Raw genomic sequence first — 17,183 nt, 5'->3', positions numbered from 1 at the left:
ACGATTTTAACGGGATTGGTTGCTTACTGCCTTAAAGAGAAAAAGCCATCACTGAAAATTTTCTACTCAGAAGAAGATATTTCAGCAATAGCTTAAGCGGAATTGGGGTTATATTAAGAAAACTCTGTGAATGGAAAAACGTGAACATACTGGAGGCAGAATGTTGTGCGGACCACATCCACATGCTTTTGGAAATTCCGCCCAAGATGAGCGTGTCGAGTTTTATGGGGTATCTGAAGGGTAAAAGTAGTCTGATGCTTTATGAACAATTTGGAGATCTAAAATTCAAATATCGGAATCGAGAGTTTTGGTGTAGAGGGTATTACGTTGATACAGTTGGGAAAAATACAGTTAGGATACAGGAATATATAAAGCACCAACTGGAAGTGGACAAATTGGGAGAGCAGTTATCGATTCCATACCCAGGTAGCCCGTTTACGGGCCGTAAGTAATCACTAGAATGCAAATGTCAGATTGCGATGCGCCTGTTAGGGCGCGGCAGGTAAGAGAGCCTTATAGGCGCATATGAAAAACCCCCAGCTATGCCGGGGGATACTTATTTAAATATCGAGAAATATCTTTAATAATAAGTAAATTACACTCATTATTGTGATTTAAAAACCTATACTCAATCCCCGTGCCACATCCATCCTCTTAGCCACTAGAACAGCAGCCTCCAGTTCACTGCACTGGTGTTCCCGCATTAACGCCCGCCGTTCGGCCTTTTCTTCTTTTTCCGTCATCCCCAGCGCCAGATAGAGGCTCGGCGGCACGACCCGGAATAACGCTTCAATTTTTTTCGCCAGTACCACGCCTTCGGTATAGCAGCGCGGGAGTTTACTGGCAGAGAGCAACACGGCTTTTTGTTCTTCGTTGAGCTTTTTGAAACGGGCGATTTGCTCCACTTCATCCGGCGGCATGGTGAGACATAACCACCATTCGGCCATATTCAGCATCTTTTCAGCGGTATCCGGGTAGTCAGCGAGGTTTTGCGTGGCCAGCCACAACCAGGCCCCCAGTTTACGCCACATCTTGACGACTTTGGTCATATAGGGAGACAACAGCGGGTTGGTGGTGGTGATATGCCCTTCGTCTATCACCAGTTGCAGTTCCCTGTCCTGATACTGGTCGCGTTCGGCCAGATTATTCACCGTGTTAATCAGCGACACCATCGCCAGTGCCATCTGGGCCGAGTAGTTCTCACGGGCCAGTGTCCCCAAATCAATTAACGTCACATCCACTTCCGGCCACGGGGTGCCGGGTTGGTTGAACAGTTCTCCTTCAAAGCCCTGCGTAAACATCGACATGGCCCCGGCCATTTCATCCGCTCGTGCCCGACGGTGTACCGTGATTAAGGGCTGGCCGTGTTCATCCTGTCGATGGTTACGGGCGATGGCATACAGCGCAGTTTGTAAATCCGAGGCCACCATCTGATGCCCTGCCTCATAGCTGGTCTGTGCGGCTAACATAATCGCTTCACGAATTAACCCGCGATCTGAACGGGTCAGACGTTCTTCTTCTTTTTTCTCACCGCCCGTGATCATCAGTCGGGCGGCAATTTCCATCTCCCCCAGAATATCGCGCTGTTCATCGCCGTCTTCCTGTGCTTCATCGGTCTCCGGAATATCGGCTTCATTAATCCGTAATTGTTTGGGACTGAGTTGCATCAACTGATGCGCATCAGCAAACAGGGCCAGACTGACGCCACAACCCGGTTTGATACCAATTTTATTCACCGTCAGCCCCAGACTTTCATAGTAGTCGGCCAGTAAGCCAAAGCTGTTCCCCGCCTCTACAATAAACAGGCGCGGTCGGTGGATAGCCATCAGTTGAACCAGCGAAGCACACAAGGTGGCGGATTTCCCTGCGCCGGTCGGGCCGAACAACAATAAATGGGCATTCTGGGTGCGATCCAGTTTGTTCATCGGATCAAAGGTCAGCGGTGCCCCACCCCGGTTAAAGAAGCTGAATCCCGGATGCCCGGTGCCGGTTGAGCGTCCAGTGACTGGCATAAGCCCTGCCAGATGCTGGACCCACGTCAGGCGGCTGTACCCGTGTTTTTTGTCTTTCTGCGGGTTAAAGCCCATCGGCAACGCCCGTAAATAAGCATTCAGCGGGGACACACTGAACTCCGGCCGCACAGGCTGTAATCCTGCACTCAACAATGTGGAAGAAAGCTGATGTACCCGATGATTCAGATTACCCAAATCTTGCCCCCGCACCAGAAAGGTCAGTGCACTGCGGTACAGTTTATGGCGTCGTCCCAGTAATTCCTTCACGGCCTGTACATCCTGCCGGACGCGCAGCGATTCGGTATTTTCCCCTACGGCATTTTTTGCCAGTCGGGTGAAGCTCTCTTCCAGTGTATCCTGTGCCTGCGCCACAATGGTCAGCGTGACCACCGTGCCTTCCGGCATCATATCCATCAGCGCATTGATATGGTCTCCTCGTTTCACTTCCCCTGTCAGGGTGCCCGGCTCGGGTGGGCGCCGCAGGCGCTCAACCGGCACCGCTTTATGCGGCAGGCCGTCAAACCACCAGACACCGTTATCGGGATCAGACACCGGCGGGGTAAACCACAGACTTTCGGCAAAGTCATTATTCACCGGGAGATCCGGCTGTGTGGGGGATTCATGACGCACTGCCCGGTAAAAATCGGCTTTGGCCATGCCCCAGTCCGGAGCCGGATTAAAATGACGCAGCAGCCAATTGTGGATCTGCCCGCCATCCTGCCGGGTGGCCACAATTCCCGCCGATGCCAGTGAGGAGACCAGTCGTTCGCAGACCTGATTGAGTGCTGCCACCGACGATACCGTTTGAGGGTATGTCTTCGATTTATGCGCAGGCAACCAGCGGTAAACCACCATGCGCGTCTGGCGCTGCTGCCCTCGCCACGGTTGCCCGGTGATTAAGCTATCCTGAAATATCCCGTCAGGCTGGGCAATGCTGTTCAGGTGACGTGCTGATTCTGCCAGAAAAGCGTCAGTAAAGGCGGTACCCTGCGCCCACGGTTTCACATAGCCCCGCAAGGTATTGAGATAATTGTCAGGATCATCTTCATCCTGACAAAAAAACTGCACTACCCACGGCGACATATCGTCCTCGTCCAGACTGTCCTGAATGGCATCTTCCAGTTGGTCGCGGATTTCAATCAACCGTTCAGCTGGACGCCCTTCGGTGGCGACCGGTTCAATCTGATAGACGGCCCCCACGGACACCCCATCATCCAGCAACAGACACTGCCCGTCTTCCAGATATTCCACCCAGGGCAGGTAGTCGATAATCGACGGATTCGCCCGGTAAATCGCCGCTTCATCCGTTTCGCGCAGTGTGCCGGGACGGTGCAATGCCTTGGGATTGTCCATTACCGAGCCTCCGTGCGTTCACCCGGCAGGGCATACTGCACCTGCTGATAAAACGGGAATACCGTGCTGTGGCCCGGTACCGGAGTCTGACCGGCCACCAGATGCGGGTAGACATACATCACCATATCGGGATTGGGCAGCCGGGGAAACTGCTGGCTGATTTCATGCTCTGCCGAACGGCTGTAATGGTTGGGTTCTTCTGACGCCCTGTGACGTTCAGCCGGGGTTAATGCCCGGTGCAGGGTTTGTCTGGCCTTTGTTGCGCTCTGCCCCGCTTTGTTTCCCTGCCACATCGCCAGCATCGTCTGTTCGCCGGCTGGCAGCAACGTGTCTTTCGACGTTGAACAACCTGCCAGCAGCCCTGTCAGACCTAACACGATAGCGTAGGTTATTTTTCGCATCCCTGAGCCTCCGGGCTACTAATCAGGGTAAACGTGGCAAATTCCGGGTGTACCGCCAGTTCCGATAAAGTAAACGGCAAGCGCTCCCAGTGTTCAGCCTCGCTGTTGCCTGCAAGCATTGATTGCCACTGAAATTCAGTCAGCCGAAAAACGGTAAAATCCCCGTCATTCAGCCGTCGGCATTCATGGCCGCTGGCGAGAGTCAATTGACTGCCCTGGGTACGCCCGGGTCGCCAGTCAAGCTGAACCGGTGTGGGTTCCGCCTGTGGCGTGATATGGGTTTGCAGACAATAAGGCGGGCTGGCACAAAACAGCCATGGAGAAGACGTCGTTTCCATTAATCTAAGGCTTCCTGATAATGATGTTGAGCTGATCCACTAAAACCGTAACGCACCTTACGGCCTGTTGTTTCGTAATCAATCGCCAGACTTTGGGTGATATGTACCACTAACTTAGCGCCGGGCGGAACGTAAATGGCATCGAAGGTCTGGCTGTAGCGTTGTTTGAACCATTCACTCATCTCATTCATGCCCCCGGCCACGGCTTTGCCGAGTGTTGCTTGCCCAGCATTGCCGGTTAACGCGGAAGTGATGCCGCCGGTGCCGTTGGTTTGTGCGGTTTGCTGGCTCTCGTTCAGCGCATTGCCGGCGGAATTCATGGCTGACAGGGCAAACAGGGTTGGCAGATAGGTACTGGCGTTGGATTTACGCTCACCACTGATGCAGGGAATGCCGTTTTCATCGGACAACCAGCCGATACCCTGTTGATTCTGTCCGCTGCCCGGCAAGGTGCGCACGGTGCCATCCTGAAACACAAAGGTGATGGAATTAACCTGACCGCGCACGCAGGACAGTGTCCAGTCGCCACTGGCGGAACCGGACACCACCGCGCCTTCCACCTCCGGCAGTTCGATACCGTTAGCGGTCAGGTTGTCTTTGCCGATAAGAATTTTAAACGGATAGGGGTCCGTGACTGTGCCATTAACAGGAACGCGACCTAATAACGCAGTCATCGCCTGACTGCCCACCAGAGTGGCATTTTCCGGCAGGGTGTAGACCGGTTTTTCGTTGTCGGCCTTAGCCGATGGAACTTGTGGGTTATTTTTTACGGTGGTCGGTTGTTCACTTAAGAAAGAGGTGGGAAACTGAGTCGCCGTTTTTCCATTACCCATCGCTTGCCTGTCGGGAACTTTTTCATCGGCAGGAGTAACCCAGATAAGGTCATCCTGTCCTCTGAGAGTGCTGGCAGAGTATGAACTCCCTGCCAGCCCGCTACCCAGGGGTATCTGATTATCCGGTGCCGGCAACGGTGTTGAATTTAACCGTTCAGTGAGCAAATCAATCTGGGCCAGCAATCCCTGCTGTTCGTCCTGTAACGTGCGCTGGCGCTGTTCATCGTCCTGCCGGATAACCGCAACCGCGGCTTCTATCTGACCGGCAACATCCTGATTTTGTCCTTTTAACTGGTCATTTTCTTTTCGCATCGCGGCATTCTGCTGATCTAAGCGTTTCTGCTCTGCCCGCACGGTATTGAGCGTTCCGACCAGCGTGCGCAGGGTATCTTCCGGCGTATCCCCGCCGACTCCCAGTGCCTGTAACTCTTCCGGGGAGAGGGTCTCCAGAGCATGATTCTGCGGTTTATCCGGCACGCTATTCTCTGTTGAGCTGCAACTTTTAATGCCAATAAACCCGCCGATAACCAGTACCGTTGGCACCAGTATTTTCACCAGGCTGTTGGATTTAATCTGCATCACGGCCTCCCGGTTTTATCGATACCGGCTCAGGGATTAAGGCGTTACCCGGTGCCCCTTGGGTGACGAGATAGAGCACTGTGGTGTCTTCTGGTGTTCCGGCTTTTCCCAGCCAGCGATGCTGGAACGCCGCAGTAACAAACTGTCCCTGTAAGACGCGTGGGTCAAGCGAGATAACGCGTTTGGCGGTATTGCGCAGTTTCAGGGCCATCACCGTATGATGATGCAGCCGCCAGCCGGCCAGCGGGGTCACTTCAACCGGCTCTGACGGATAGAGGGTGGTGATGGAGGCAGCCAGATGCAGGTTCACCGGCTGAATGCCGCTGACCGGCTCAACCGTACGCAGGGGCGCATACAGTTGCTGGGCCGCATAGCGGGTTAACAGCACGGGAGTAGGTGCAGACAGTGGTGGCTTGCTCTGTGAGTGTGATTTATCTTTTGAATCGATTGATTTTTCAGCCGGGCAAATAATACGCACGGGTTCACTGGCCCCGGTTTTGCCGGCGGTCACATCCAATAAGATAATTTCGCCATTCTCACTGTCCTGCAATTGCAGGCGGGTAGCTGGGAACGCACTGTTGGCTTTCAGGTAAACCGCGCCACCGGTGCTCTGTACCCGCAATTTCTCACCCAGTGCCGGGGGCAGACCGACACGGACATTCCGGTCCGCAAAAATAATCCGCTCCTGACCAACCTGAAGCGTAACCGGTAACGGAATACGCTCCCATGTCAGCAGCTCATCGGCTTTTGCGCCAACGCAGAACAGGAGGAGGCTGACCAGTCCCAGCCCGACACCGCGCCAGTCAAATAAATCTCTTCTCATTGAAATACGCCTTTTTTCTCTTCCGCTGGCGGTGGCAGCGCTTCCAGCCGCTGTGGCATCCCGTCGTAGCAATCCAGTGCCAGACCAAAAGGATTACGCTCCGCATCCCCCTTTCAGCGGATAGCGCACCAATGCCCGTTTGACCGGTTCGGCGTGATAATATTCATCCGCCACCAAATCCAGCCGTACCACCCAGTTATCGCGGTCACGTACCGTCACACTGCGCGTCTCATAGCCCCGGCCGGGCACTTCATACACCACGCGCACCCGGTCGAGCAGTTCACCGCTGTCAGCCCGGGTTCGGGCATCCTCGCGCAGAAAATCCTGACAGGCCGGCGTCAGATACGGCGATAAGGCTTCAATTTTCGCCGGATAATCCTGTGCCCCGTTTTTCGGCCAGGCATGCAGTTGCTGGAAAATATAAAAGGCAAAGCTGTAGACACTCGGTGCCGGCACTTCCCACCACGCCCGGGTGCTGCCACTGCGTAAATCCGGCGGATTATGAATGGTCAGATTGCGTGGGGATGCCATCCAGCCCAGCAGACTTATCAGCAGCACTCCCACCAGAATACCGCACGCCACCCGCAGGGTCAGAATATGCTGGTCCCGGTTTCTGACCGCATGACGAAAGCGACTCATCACACGCCTCTCCTGTTGCGGTGCGCTTGCCTGCTGCGGCGTAGTGACCAGCCCTGCGCCGCGATAATCAAGGTCGGGTCACCCAGCCCTAACCGGCGTTTTTTCTCGGCCAGTTTCTGCCAGAGATAATTTTCCGGTTTGCCCCGTTTTAAGGTGGCAAGCCAGCGCCCGCCAACACTCAGCAGTAACAACGGCATCATCAGCATGCCGGTCGGCAGCATCACCCAACCGGCAAACGGAATAAAGGGAAGGCTGACCCCCAGACCGAGGGCCAGCCCTGCGATGGCGGCCAGCCCCATCTCCGGCGTGGTGAAGCCGCGAAATACGACGGGTTCAGCGTTTAAGCGATCGGGTAAAAAGGGGATCGTCTGCATCCGCGGCACCTTAAAAAATAATGTTGGCCGATTTCGCCAGCAACCAGATCACCGCAACCAGCAACACAATACCGACCACAATAATCGAGCCGAACTGGGTCCACGTGGCTTTGCCATCGCGCACTTCGGAGAAGGTTTCCACCGCCGCCGAGGCCACTTTAAAGAACGCGACTGCGGAGAGGATAAGCCCGCCAATCACAATGCCATCCTGTGCATACCCTTTCACCTGCCCCATTAATCCGCCACGACCACCACTTGAGGGCGGTTCAATCGAAGGCAAATCGGCCCAGGCCGATTCGCAGGAAACACCGAGCAGCAACAGAAAAGTGCTGACCCGGGTCATCAGGTTTGTGCTGAACTGACGGCAGGCCGTAAAAATTCGTTTCATAGTGATTCAGTTCCTTTTTGTTATGTTCATTGATTCAACCGGCAAACATCCAGACCGCCACGACCAGCAATACTGCGGTTCGAAGAGCAAACTGCCTGAGGGTCTGATTACGCACTTTTTCATTCGCCCAGCCGTTCCAGACATCCACCACCGCCCAGGCCGCCCACAGAAACAACGTGGCCAGAAAAAAGCCGACACACACCAGATATAAAAAAGTGACATCAAAGTGTCCTGAAGCCGCTTCAAAGGCATGGCGTTGGACAGGGGTCATTGCGGATGTTCCTGACGGTAATCACCGATGATTGACGTCGGATCGCGGGGTTGCTCGCGGGAAGGACTCAGGTAGTGATCGATACCGGCTTTGAGGGTATTGAGATCCGCCCTGATACGGGAATAATCAAACTCATAACGAGGATGTTCTGACGTGTCAGACTGCTTTTCGGCGATGTTTGCGCGTTCCAGTGCCATCTGAACCTGATCAATCAGACGTTTGGCACTGGCCAGCTCATCTTTCTCAGCCGCATAAGCCAGTGGCATACACAATACAGTCAATCCCAGCAAACAGACAGAACCGGATATCGAAAAGCAACAACGCATAAAGACTCCCCTCATCATAGACTCCGAGTGCGAGGATGCGGTGTTTTCTAAATCAGATCAGTAATAAACTCTTTATGCTTTGATGAAAATTAGCTAAATAGTCTGACTAATTTATTTGATTAATGATTTCACAATGAAGGAATAATATGCTGCGGATTGATTTACATGTCCCTGATGATGAGTATGAGACAGTGCGAAAGCTGGGCGCACACTGGGATGCGGCCGCCCAAATCTGGTATATCGATGGCAGTTTTGACCCGGAGCCGTTTATGCAGTGGCTGCCATTTTACAATGTGCATGCGGAATACTGGTATCTCGCCCAAACCCGGATACCCTGTCCGCACTGTCATGAACCCACCACCGTCACTGCCTTTATGTTGCCTGCCGGACATCAATTACTGGAAGCAGAGAAGGATGAGGAACCCGACACGGAAGTGGACTACACCGAACAGGACAGACCGGCATTTGTGTTTTATCTCGTCGATATCCCGTCTATCGTGCGTAATGTGCTACCCGGTTTTCACCACACCCTGCGCAAAGCCATCAGCCAACAGTTACACCAACAGCACTGGATAAACCACTGCGAACACTGTGATGCACAGCAGGACGATATCGAACTGTTTGCCGACATCGGTGGCGCGTTTTTTCCGGCCTCCAAAGAACAGGCGGCGGCTATTCAGCTGCACCGAATCGATAAGCCATTCGTAGTGTATTGTGAAGATACTTCGCACGAACATTACTGTTTCGATCCAAAGGGAAGCAACCGGGCCTGTCAGGCCTGTGACTGGTTTGAATGCATGACGCAAGTCGTAAATGTGCCTTCAAAATATCAGCATTAACCGGAAAAACTGACGCGCCGCCAAGCGGCTTGTCTGCTACACTATGGCATACAAAACAGAAAACCGTTTTGCATGCCATAGTGTAGCATCTCTATTATATTAGATTCTTTATATGTACTTTCTAATGTAAGTGTTAACTTCGTCAGCAAAAGGAACAAATGTGCAGCCAACTAAATATTTATCTTTGAGTCTTTTCTTATGCTCTTTAAGTATACCCACAGCCCTAAGTGTAAAATCTCCTGTAATCTGATGTTCCATAATTTGAGCAATTACACAGCCACTCATTCCTCGCCAAGAGGGTAATGGTAAAGATTTTGAAATACTTCTCTCTTCAAATATTATATTTTTGTTTTTAGCCTTTTCATCAAGCCAAAAATATACATCTTCATTTTCTTTATTATATTGAAAACTATGAAATGTAATATTGTAAGGATATAATCCTTTATTAGCCCTATCAATATGAAGAGCATTTTTTGATGATGGATACCCCATTATGACAAAAGACGAAGTTTTATTCATTAATGGTCTTTCATCAGAACTAAAAAAAAGCCAACTCTTTTCAAGGGCGAGCATTTCTTCAGAAAAAGGGATTATCGCATAATCTTTCTTATCATTATAAAGAACGTTTAATTTATGAAAAATATATTTATCCCCCTCAATGGAAAAAAAAGGTACTGAGCTTTTTTGCAAGTCATGTACTACATGTGCAGCTGTAACAATACAAGGATGTTTCCCATTAAGCATATATAAAAAACCGCTGCCAATAAGTGATGCACTCTTCATGCTAAATTCGTCTTTAGCAAAGAAAGAAACAAAAGATTTCTGCCATTTTTCAAATAGTTTAGTACTACCATTTTGCTTTATCCAAGAAGGCAGGATTTTAATAACTGATAAACATGGGTAAAAATCATAAGAAGAAACCAACATAGAATAAAAACCTCATCAAAGATAACCAAGTATTTCCACATAACAAAATACTAGGCAATAAATAAATATTAGTAAAACATTATGATTAAATCGCTACTACAATATTTGTATTCCATTACCCTGAGTATTAAATGTATTTCTTAAACATCGAAGTCGTGATCACCACCGCCATTCCCAGCAAGAGCGCAGCAGGCAACAATATCACCGTGGGATACACCACATCCGGCCACGATAAATACAGCACACAGGGGATCGTGCAAGCCGGTTTAATGCCCCGCTTAGCATGATGATACACAAAACTCGATTCATAGCCTGCGCCATACCGGCGTAAGTCCCGTCGCCCCAGCCCGTCAACCAGCGCGACCAACACCACCATCACAAACAACGGAACGGACAGCACCAGAATCGCCAGCCGGATCAGCGTCACCATCGTGATAAACACCGTCGCCAGCGCATATTCCCGCAAATAACCCGATATGCTATGTAATACCGTATTGAATTCACGCATAAAATCATTGCGGCTATTAAGCTGAGAGTGTGATTTCCCCTGTATCCAGTGCAGAAAACCACTGTCAACAAACAGCCATTGATAGGTCTGTGCCAGCCAGTCAGAGACCGTCTGTGACGGTTCTGACAATAACAGACTCCGGGTAAATTCCGTGGATAAAAATTGCAGCTCGGTTTTCATCATCGTCTGGCTGTGAGCCGCGCCCTCATCCGGCCAGAAAAAAGCCATACCCAAATATTCCAGTAACAGGCTGAACAGCCACGACATCACAATAAAGCCAATGAGCTGCCACGGCCATTCCCACAGCACACGATACAGCAGGCCATGCTTGCGGGGCGGTTGGGAAGTGGTGTGGGACGGGTTTTCTGATTGTGCCATGACGCGAAATTACCCCTTATCTTCCCACCAGTTTTCACTGGTGCGGTAGTACCGCCGCATCTGTTCGGCGATGTTCTGCAAACTCGCCGGCATCAGGGCATCATCGTCATCACCGGTGGGCAGAGGCATGCGAATTTTCCACAGCTGCCCGCCCTCCAATAAAGCAAATGCCTGCCCTTTCGGCAGGTTAATCATCTCAGCCGGCGTCACCAACGGTGTTTTAACCGTACCGACCCTGTCCTGTGTTGACGAGGTAAAATCCTGCCCCTGCTCGACATCGGCAATATCCGAGTGCCCTGAGACCAATGTCTTACTGTAGATTTCCACTTCCGGCAGCTGGCTGGTGAGTAACTCGGCTGTCCGGTTATCCCGTACCCGCAGCATAATCAGGGTATTGAAGTTACCAATCACCTGCGCGGTTTTGGCTGGGCTGCCGATACGGGCTTCAATATCCGAGGAGGTCTGGGTATAGGCGGTGACCTGCATACCGGCGCCACCGCCTTTATTAATCAACGGGATAAATTCATCCCCCATCAGTTCATTGAATTCGTCACAGTGCAGGTTAATCGCCAATTTCCCGTCATGGCGAACCGGCAACCCTGCATTCATGCCATATTTATAAATCTGCCCGGCCACACTGACCAAATCCGCAAACATGCTGTTGCCCACCGCCGAAGCCACATCGCTGTCGGACAATGCATCCAGCCCGATATAGACAATCCCGTTCTTGCGGATCACCTGCTCCCAGTCGAAAATCGGGCGCAAGTCCGCCATATTGAGATAATCCGGTGATAACAATTCTGCGATTTTTCCCGTGGTCAGTTTTTCCAGCAGAGGCAATAGCGAGGCGACAATTTTATCAAAATAGGTACGGTCATAACGCACAGCTGAACGTAACCCGTCCAGAATAGGGTCATAGAGCTGTTTACCTGCCTCAGAACTGAGCGTCATTTCCATTGCCCAGAGCCGGAGCGCATCCGGCTGCCCCTGCATATTGCGCGGAATATCTTTTTCTTTCAGCTTGCCGAGGATTTGATTGATGTGCTCCAGCAACACAGGCTGCCTGTCTGCCATCACTTTAGTCGCATAGAGCTGATACAGTTCGCTGATATTATTGACGTAACGCGTGATAAGCGTGTAATCCGGCCGATGCCCCAGTGCCACCAACGCACGGGCGACAATATTGACAAACCGCCAGGCAAACTCCCGGAACGCGGCACTGTTCCCTTCCCCACTCAATTGCCCCGCCAGACGGGAAGCGACTTCAGAGACCCGGCCAAACCGCCCGACCGCATTATAACGCGCTGAGATTTCCGGCCAGCCCAGATGAAAGAGAGACAGTTCACTGCCACGTCCGGCCCGGTGGGCTTCTGCCCAGATGCGCCTTAACAGGTCGGCATCCCCTTTGGGATCAAAGACAATCACTACCTCGCCCCGCCGGATATCCTGCGTGATCAGCAGTTCAGCCAGCCGGGTTTTTCCCACGCGGGTCGTGCCCATCACTAAGGTATGTCCGACCCGTTCGCGCAGATCCATAAACACTTCCGCTTCCTGCGGCTCAATACCGTGGATCATCGGATTGCCCCCAACCGGAGGCAGTGGTCGCACCGGATTTAACGGGGAATCTTTGCGCAACAGATTTGACAATGCCGGCCAACGGTATTCGGTATGGTGCTCCAGTGCTCGGGCCAACTGATAGAGCCGAGACGGCTGCACAAATCGTTCGACTTCCGGTCGCCGCGTATCCTGCAAACGCTGGGTATGCTTCTGCTGCCAGCGAAAACCCCGGCCCAGAAACAAGCGCTGATGACTGACGGGAATGTGTTTTGTGCTCATCTGGTAACGCGGTAAACGGCTCAGATTTCGGCGATAGCGGATAACCTGAATGCCCTGCCATGTGCGTATTATCGCTAATACAGTAAAACTCCCGGCCATCACATAGCTGACGGAGGGTGCCAGTGCAATCGCCCACGGTGCCCGGATACAGATAAATGCGGCAACCGCTGAAACCACAGCGGTATTCAGCTCAACAGCCGGACGCAGCAAGGCTTCAACCACATAACGACGGCTCATAGTGAGGGCTGCTGAGAAAGTTGAGTTTCGGTGATCAACACCGGATAATGCTGTAACTGCAAACGACGCGCCAGCTCTGTGCCGGAAGCCGGTGATAACAGGATATCCGGTGCTAAAGCGCGCAGTGACTGTAATCCAGTCATTGTACTGACATTAACGACCAGTCCCACCGCGTGCAATTGTGCCAGACGGGCTGCATGCTGACTTAGCCACTGACGAGAGTCAGGATCATCGCCAATCAAAAATAACGCGCCAATCCCCGGCAATTGCAGTGAGCGGTTTACTATTTTTCCCGGTGTCAGTTCCGGTGTGTTAACCGGTAGCATGGCTGCTTCCCCCTCCACTTCTGGCGAGAAAGGGTGTGATTGTGCAGAACGATAATTCGGCTGAGCATTAATGCTTTCATAAAAGGGTGAGGCATCTTTGCCGCCCAAATCGGCAATCACGTTCAGTTCGGCATGACCGGTCGTCATCCATAACAGACCGATAATGGGAAATACGCTCAGCCGTTTCATTGTAATGAAGTGACCTGCCATCCCTGCTCCCCTTGTCGTAATAATACCGGCATCAGTCCTTTGCCAAACCGGAACCAGTATCCTGCATCATGATTCAGCGTGATTTGTCGGTTACGGACCTGTTCAACCGGAATATGATGCGTTTTAGCCCACTGCCGTAAGGTGTCATCATTACGTTGGCTGTCGACCAGATAGATATCCACCGGCTGCTTTGTCGCCAGTACTTCAGCCAAACGGGTGTCACATTGCGGGCAATCTTTGGCTCTGACAAACAGAGCCAGCCGACCGTTTGTTTCATGCGATTTTTCCATATTGACCGGCAGTACATCCGGAAACAGTCGCTGCCAGGCGGCATTCACTTCCCGCTGGAAACGCAGTTCTTTTTCAGTGCGAGCAAACTCTGCCTTCACCCACTGTTCAGCATAACGGCGGCGTTCGGCCTCGCTTTCGGTTTCAATGCCTAATGCGGTCAGCGGATCAAGCCCCGGCGACCAGAGACCCCGTGGCCCGTTCATCAGGTGCTGATAACGCTGATATTCACCGGCACTTAATTGCCACTGTTCAGCCTGATTATTCAGGGATTGCGGCTGGCTTTCTGTCGTGAGTGTCTGCTGCGAAGCTAACGGTGTCGGTGTTACTGCCCAGACCGGACTGCTCAGCAGCCATACCAACACACTGAGCGGGTGTAATTTCATCAACGTCCGCCTCCTTGCTGCGGTTGTTTAGCCGGAACCGGTAACTGATAGCCCTGGCGTAAATGATGGCAAACTTTGCGCTGCACCTCATCCACCTCCAGTTGCCAGGCCGGACCTGCCATCACCTGCAATGCTGTGCGTAACCGAATCGGACCCAACTGCGCGTGTACGGATGGCAGCGGCTGGCGATATAAAATATCATTCCTCTCGTCAGGCATGCAGAGTGCGTAACCGGATTGACGCAGTGCATAGCGCATGGCATCAGCCACCGTGGGAGTCTGGGACGCAGGGAGCTGCATATCAATCAACAAGGAAAGTGGATCACGCTGTGCTGCTGTCAGGTCGGTACTGACCAGCACATAGCGACCATAACGAACAACTTCGGGTGTTTGTCGATAAATATCCGGTGAAACCGACTGCACATTTTGTGTCAGCGTCACGGAAGAAAAGCTATTTTGGGAAGGCTGAGGGAGCGGTTGTTTCGCGGGAGTCGTACATCCCGTCAGTATGACCGCGATTAAGCCGATTAACACCGTTATTTTCATGCCAAATAGGTTCCTGCTCAGTCGTAAAATAATCCTGACTATGCAAGGAACCCTGTGATGTATTCAATGAACAACTCAACTGTGTTTGCTGAAAATTAATATGCCGAAAAAAACGTTATTGTGTGTCAATGTTAGTTTTTTTATCCGTGCGTTATTCAGCCGCTGCCTGATTTTCATCAACCGACTGACGGATTTTTCGTTCAATAAAATTGCCGTAGTCATCGAAATAACGGCTGGGCCAGATTTCAGCGGGTTCCATTCCCAAACGGGTAGCGATGATGAGTTCCCCCTTCGGCCATGAGCGGGATAAGGTATTAGCCAGAGTGGAAGAACTGAGTCCCGATTCACGGGATAAAGCAGCGAGTGTGGTACCACGTTTGCGTAATGCACAAATAATTTCGGCTGGGTGCCAGTCTTGTTGAATATTAATCATACCTGCGTCCCCTTCTGTTGATTATTGGTGGTGGCGGTTCAAGACAGGGATTCTCAGGTACCGGGAACTATCCACCGGCGAGGCCGAAGCCTCCCCCGCCTGAACCGCCATTGAAGGGGCGATAGCAGACACACTGGTAGAAACATCCTACCAGTGGATAGTTCTTAGAGGCCTGAGATTCCTCACTACCGGATTTTGCCGATAGCTTTTTTACTTTAACGAATTACGTTATCTAATTCAATAATTGAACATGTAAGTTTAATAAGTAAATTGGGTGAACAAAATAACCAATATAATAAAATAACCTTATATATCATAATAATGTATTAACCACACTATCCTGATATTCAGGATAGCAAACAAAAAAATATCTATTAATGGTTATTCATATGTTACTTAGCAGGATCAAAAAAGGCTCCTTCAGGAGCCTTTTTTGAAAGATATTCTTCACACTCCGACCATCATAACGAGTAGGGGCGGGTGCTTACACAAGTAGAGTTTCCTCTGGTTCAGATTATATAACACGCAATAAAACACGTCAATGTATGTGATCGGCCCTGTGAATCTGAACAAAACAAACGGTATACTGTGCCAAATTCACAGAGGACGCTGTAAGATAATGACAATTGAAGCAATTACCCAATCACTTTCCGCCTCCAGATTTGCCACATATCAGTCACCTATTCTTGGCGGGAAATCCCCTGAACAATGTTTGGGTGTTTATTTATGGAATAAACAACTGGCCAGTGTTTTCTTACCTGCGTTACAAGTCATTGAAGTTTCATTACGCAACGCCCTCTATCAGTCTTATATTCAATATGAAGAAGAACGGATTGAACGCAATTTTGCCAGCCATGTTTGGGCAGAGAAAAAATCCCAAATAGACCGCCATTGGTTCGTCAATGCGTTCACACAACGGAATAATCCCGGTGCTTATAAAGGCATTCAGGCAGCCATAAACCAGTTAGAGAAAGAGAAAAAACCTCATACGCCTGAAAACATTATCGCCAAACTGACCTTTGGCTTCTGGGTTTCTATGGTCAGAAATGATTTTGATATTCAAAAAAAACCTTACTTGGTACTTTGGCCCCATTTGAGAGGTTCAGTTTTCCCCAACGCATTGAATACGCAAACAGGCCGCCCATTATCGATTAATAGCATTGGTAATGAGCTAAAAGAAATTAACAAAATTCGTAACCGGCTCTCTCATCATGAACCTTTGTGGCGTGATCAAAAAGCGTATCAGGTTGAAGATATTGTTAATAAAGTGATTGAGCATTACGAACGTTGTTTAAAAGTCATTTATTGGATCAATCCTTCCAATCTCAAACTATTAGATATTATTGAAAATAACCAAAAAATGACAGAGTTATGCAGCCTTCATTCACTCTGGAAAAATAAACAGCTTCCGGAAGGAATATCATCACTGCACATCAATACCAATTGGAGAAAATTCGTTATGTTAGACTCTTCTCATACCGGAGAGATTATTCATATTTCGGATAATCACATTTTAATCAAAAGCAAAAAAGATAAGGCGATTTTTTTTGGAAAAAAAGAAGAGCTTGATGGTGATATAGAAGCATATAAAAAATATGACGTGGTAAAATACTACCCGGAGTCAAGCACTGTACGTTATCCAAATGCAAAAAGGATCACAAAGGTGTAAAAATTAACTCCAAGATTGATTAGTACACGGCGATTTATAATAAAATTCAATCTACAATCATGCTGCTTTCAACACTGGATAGAGAAATGCGAATCGCCGATTTAATGAAGTTAATATTTAAAGTTGAATAATTGATTATTATCATAATAAAAAAAATAAATATTCATCAAATTGAAATATCTAAAAAATTTGTGAGTTAGTTAAAAAAACAAAAAATTCTCACATGAATTTTATACAAATTCATACTATGACATACCATGAAGT

At 50.1% G+C, this 17,183-nt stretch carries 18 protein-coding genes and 3 pseudogenes; 4 read left to right on the top strand and 17 right to left on the bottom strand.

Going from position 1 to position 17,183, the window contains the following annotated elements; all coding sequences use genetic code 11:
• Together AACX68_RS19905 and tnpA are read left to right on the top strand one after the other, a co-directional pair.
• Positions 1-96: pseudogene (locus AACX68_RS19905) on the top strand (IS982 family transposase); the annotation flags it as partial.
• 5 nt (positions 97-101) lie between these two features.
• Positions 102-452 (top strand): annotated as a pseudogene (tnpA, locus tag AACX68_RS19900) (IS200/IS605 family transposase); the annotation flags it as partial.
• Positions 453-614: 162 nt separating this feature from the next.
• Here the strand turns inward: tnpA and AACX68_RS19895 are convergent.
• From AACX68_RS19895 to AACX68_RS19850, 10 genes and pseudogenes are all read right to left on the bottom strand, one after another.
• Positions 615-3,365 (bottom strand): conjugative transfer ATPase, encoded by a 2,751-nt coding sequence (locus AACX68_RS19895; RefSeq protein WP_228860283.1) that lies wholly within the window; start codon positions 3,363-3,365, stop codon positions 615-617.
• Complete coding sequence (locus AACX68_RS19890; protein WP_228860282.1) at positions 3,365-3,766, bottom strand: TIGR03751 family conjugal transfer lipoprotein; 402 nt, start codon at positions 3,764-3,766, stop codon at positions 3,365-3,367. Before AACX68_RS19890 ends, AACX68_RS19895 begins: the two co-directional genes overlap by 1 nt.
• The gene (locus tag AACX68_RS19885; protein WP_228860281.1) at positions 3,754-4,104 is read right to left on the bottom strand and encodes a hypothetical protein; all 351 of its coding nucleotides are present in this window, start codon (positions 4,102-4,104) and stop codon (positions 3,754-3,756) included. Before AACX68_RS19885 ends, AACX68_RS19890 begins: the two co-directional genes overlap by 13 nt.
• Positions 4,104-5,516, bottom strand: a complete 1,413-nt coding sequence (locus AACX68_RS19880; RefSeq protein WP_228860280.1) for a TIGR03752 family integrating conjugative element protein — start codon at positions 5,514-5,516, stop codon at positions 4,104-4,106. The genes AACX68_RS19885 and AACX68_RS19880 overlap by 1 nt, the downstream gene beginning before the upstream one ends.
• The gene (locus tag AACX68_RS19875; protein ID WP_228860279.1) at positions 5,506-6,339 is read right to left on the bottom strand and encodes a TIGR03749 family integrating conjugative element protein; all 834 of its coding nucleotides are present in this window, start codon (positions 6,337-6,339) and stop codon (positions 5,506-5,508) included. Before AACX68_RS19875 ends, AACX68_RS19880 begins: the two co-directional genes overlap by 11 nt.
• Positions 6,336-6,978, bottom strand: a pseudogene (locus AACX68_RS19870) (PFL_4703 family integrating conjugative element protein). The gene AACX68_RS19875 and the pseudogene AACX68_RS19870 overlap by 4 nt, the downstream one beginning before the upstream one ends.
• Entirely contained in the window at positions 6,978-7,352 is a 375-nt protein-coding gene (locus tag AACX68_RS19865; RefSeq protein WP_228860278.1) for a TIGR03750 family conjugal transfer protein, read from the bottom strand. Before AACX68_RS19865 ends, AACX68_RS19870 begins: the two are co-directional and overlap by 1 nt.
• A 10-nt stretch (positions 7,353-7,362) precedes the next feature.
• Positions 7,363-7,695, bottom strand: a complete 333-nt coding sequence (locus tag AACX68_RS19860) for a TIGR03745 family integrating conjugative element membrane protein (protein WP_228860284.1) — start codon at positions 7,693-7,695, stop codon at positions 7,363-7,365.
• Between the two features lie 79 nt (positions 7,696-7,774).
• Positions 7,775-8,011 (bottom strand): TIGR03758 family integrating conjugative element protein, encoded by a 237-nt coding sequence (locus AACX68_RS19855; RefSeq protein WP_228860277.1) that lies wholly within the window; start codon positions 8,009-8,011, stop codon positions 7,775-7,777.
• A complete protein-coding gene (locus tag AACX68_RS19850) occupies positions 8,008-8,337 on the bottom strand; it encodes an integrative conjugative element protein, RAQPRD family (RefSeq protein WP_228860276.1) in 330 nt (109 codons plus the stop codon). The genes AACX68_RS19855 and AACX68_RS19850 overlap by 4 nt, the downstream gene beginning before the upstream one ends.
• 146 nt (positions 8,338-8,483) lie before the next feature.
• Between AACX68_RS19850 and AACX68_RS19845 the strand changes: the two genes are divergently transcribed.
• Positions 8,484-9,176 (top strand): DUF5710 domain-containing protein, encoded by a 693-nt coding sequence (locus AACX68_RS19845; RefSeq protein WP_228860275.1) that lies wholly within the window; start codon positions 8,484-8,486, stop codon positions 9,174-9,176.
• Positions 9,177-9,284: 108 nt separating this feature from the next.
• Here the strand turns inward: AACX68_RS19845 and AACX68_RS19840 are convergent, their stop codons facing one another.
• The 7 genes from AACX68_RS19840 to AACX68_RS19810 form a co-directional block, all read right to left on the bottom strand.
• On the bottom strand, positions 9,285-10,103 hold the full coding sequence (locus AACX68_RS19840) for a S1 family peptidase (RefSeq protein ID WP_228860274.1): 819 nt from the start codon (positions 10,101-10,103) through the stop codon (positions 9,285-9,287).
• 127 nt (positions 10,104-10,230) lie between these two features.
• A complete protein-coding gene (locus AACX68_RS19835) occupies positions 10,231-10,989 on the bottom strand; it encodes a TIGR03747 family integrating conjugative element membrane protein (RefSeq protein ID WP_228860273.1) in 759 nt (252 codons plus the stop codon).
• A 9-nt stretch (positions 10,990-10,998) separates the two neighbouring features.
• Entirely contained in the window at positions 10,999-13,062 is a 2,064-nt protein-coding gene (gene traD, locus AACX68_RS19830) for a type IV conjugative transfer system coupling protein TraD (protein ID WP_228860272.1), read from the bottom strand.
• The gene (locus AACX68_RS19825; RefSeq protein ID WP_228860271.1) at positions 13,059-13,598 is read right to left on the bottom strand and encodes an integrating conjugative element protein; all 540 of its coding nucleotides are present in this window, start codon (positions 13,596-13,598) and stop codon (positions 13,059-13,061) included. The genes traD and AACX68_RS19825 overlap by 4 nt, the downstream gene beginning before the upstream one ends.
• A complete protein-coding gene (locus AACX68_RS19820) occupies positions 13,574-14,272 on the bottom strand; it encodes a TIGR03759 family integrating conjugative element protein (protein ID WP_228860270.1) in 699 nt (232 codons plus the stop codon). Before AACX68_RS19820 ends, AACX68_RS19825 begins: the two co-directional genes overlap by 25 nt.
• Positions 14,272-14,817: a PFGI-1 class ICE element type IV pilus protein PilL2 gene (gene pilL2 / locus AACX68_RS19815; RefSeq protein ID WP_228860269.1), complete on the bottom strand. Its 546-nt coding sequence runs from the start codon at positions 14,815-14,817 to the stop codon at positions 14,272-14,274. Before pilL2 ends, AACX68_RS19820 begins: the two co-directional genes overlap by 1 nt.
• 151 nt (positions 14,818-14,968) lie before the next feature.
• Positions 14,969-15,250 (bottom strand): helix-turn-helix domain-containing protein, encoded by a 282-nt coding sequence (locus tag AACX68_RS19810; RefSeq protein WP_228860268.1) that lies wholly within the window; start codon positions 15,248-15,250, stop codon positions 14,969-14,971.
• A 619-nt stretch (positions 15,251-15,869) separates the two neighbouring features.
• Between AACX68_RS19810 and AACX68_RS19805 the strand changes: the two genes are divergently transcribed.
• A complete protein-coding gene (locus tag AACX68_RS19805) occupies positions 15,870-16,919 on the top strand; it encodes an Abi family protein (protein ID WP_228860267.1) in 1,050 nt (349 codons plus the stop codon).
• Positions 16,920-17,183 lie beyond the last annotated feature (264 nt).

This window comes from Xenorhabdus sp. PB61.4, from assembly GCF_963894935.1.
Lineage (GTDB): Bacteria > Pseudomonadota > Gammaproteobacteria > Enterobacterales > Enterobacteriaceae > Xenorhabdus > Xenorhabdus stockiae.
The sequence above is the reverse complement of the archived record's forward strand: the minus strand, read 5'-3'. Positions and strand labels throughout refer to the sequence as shown.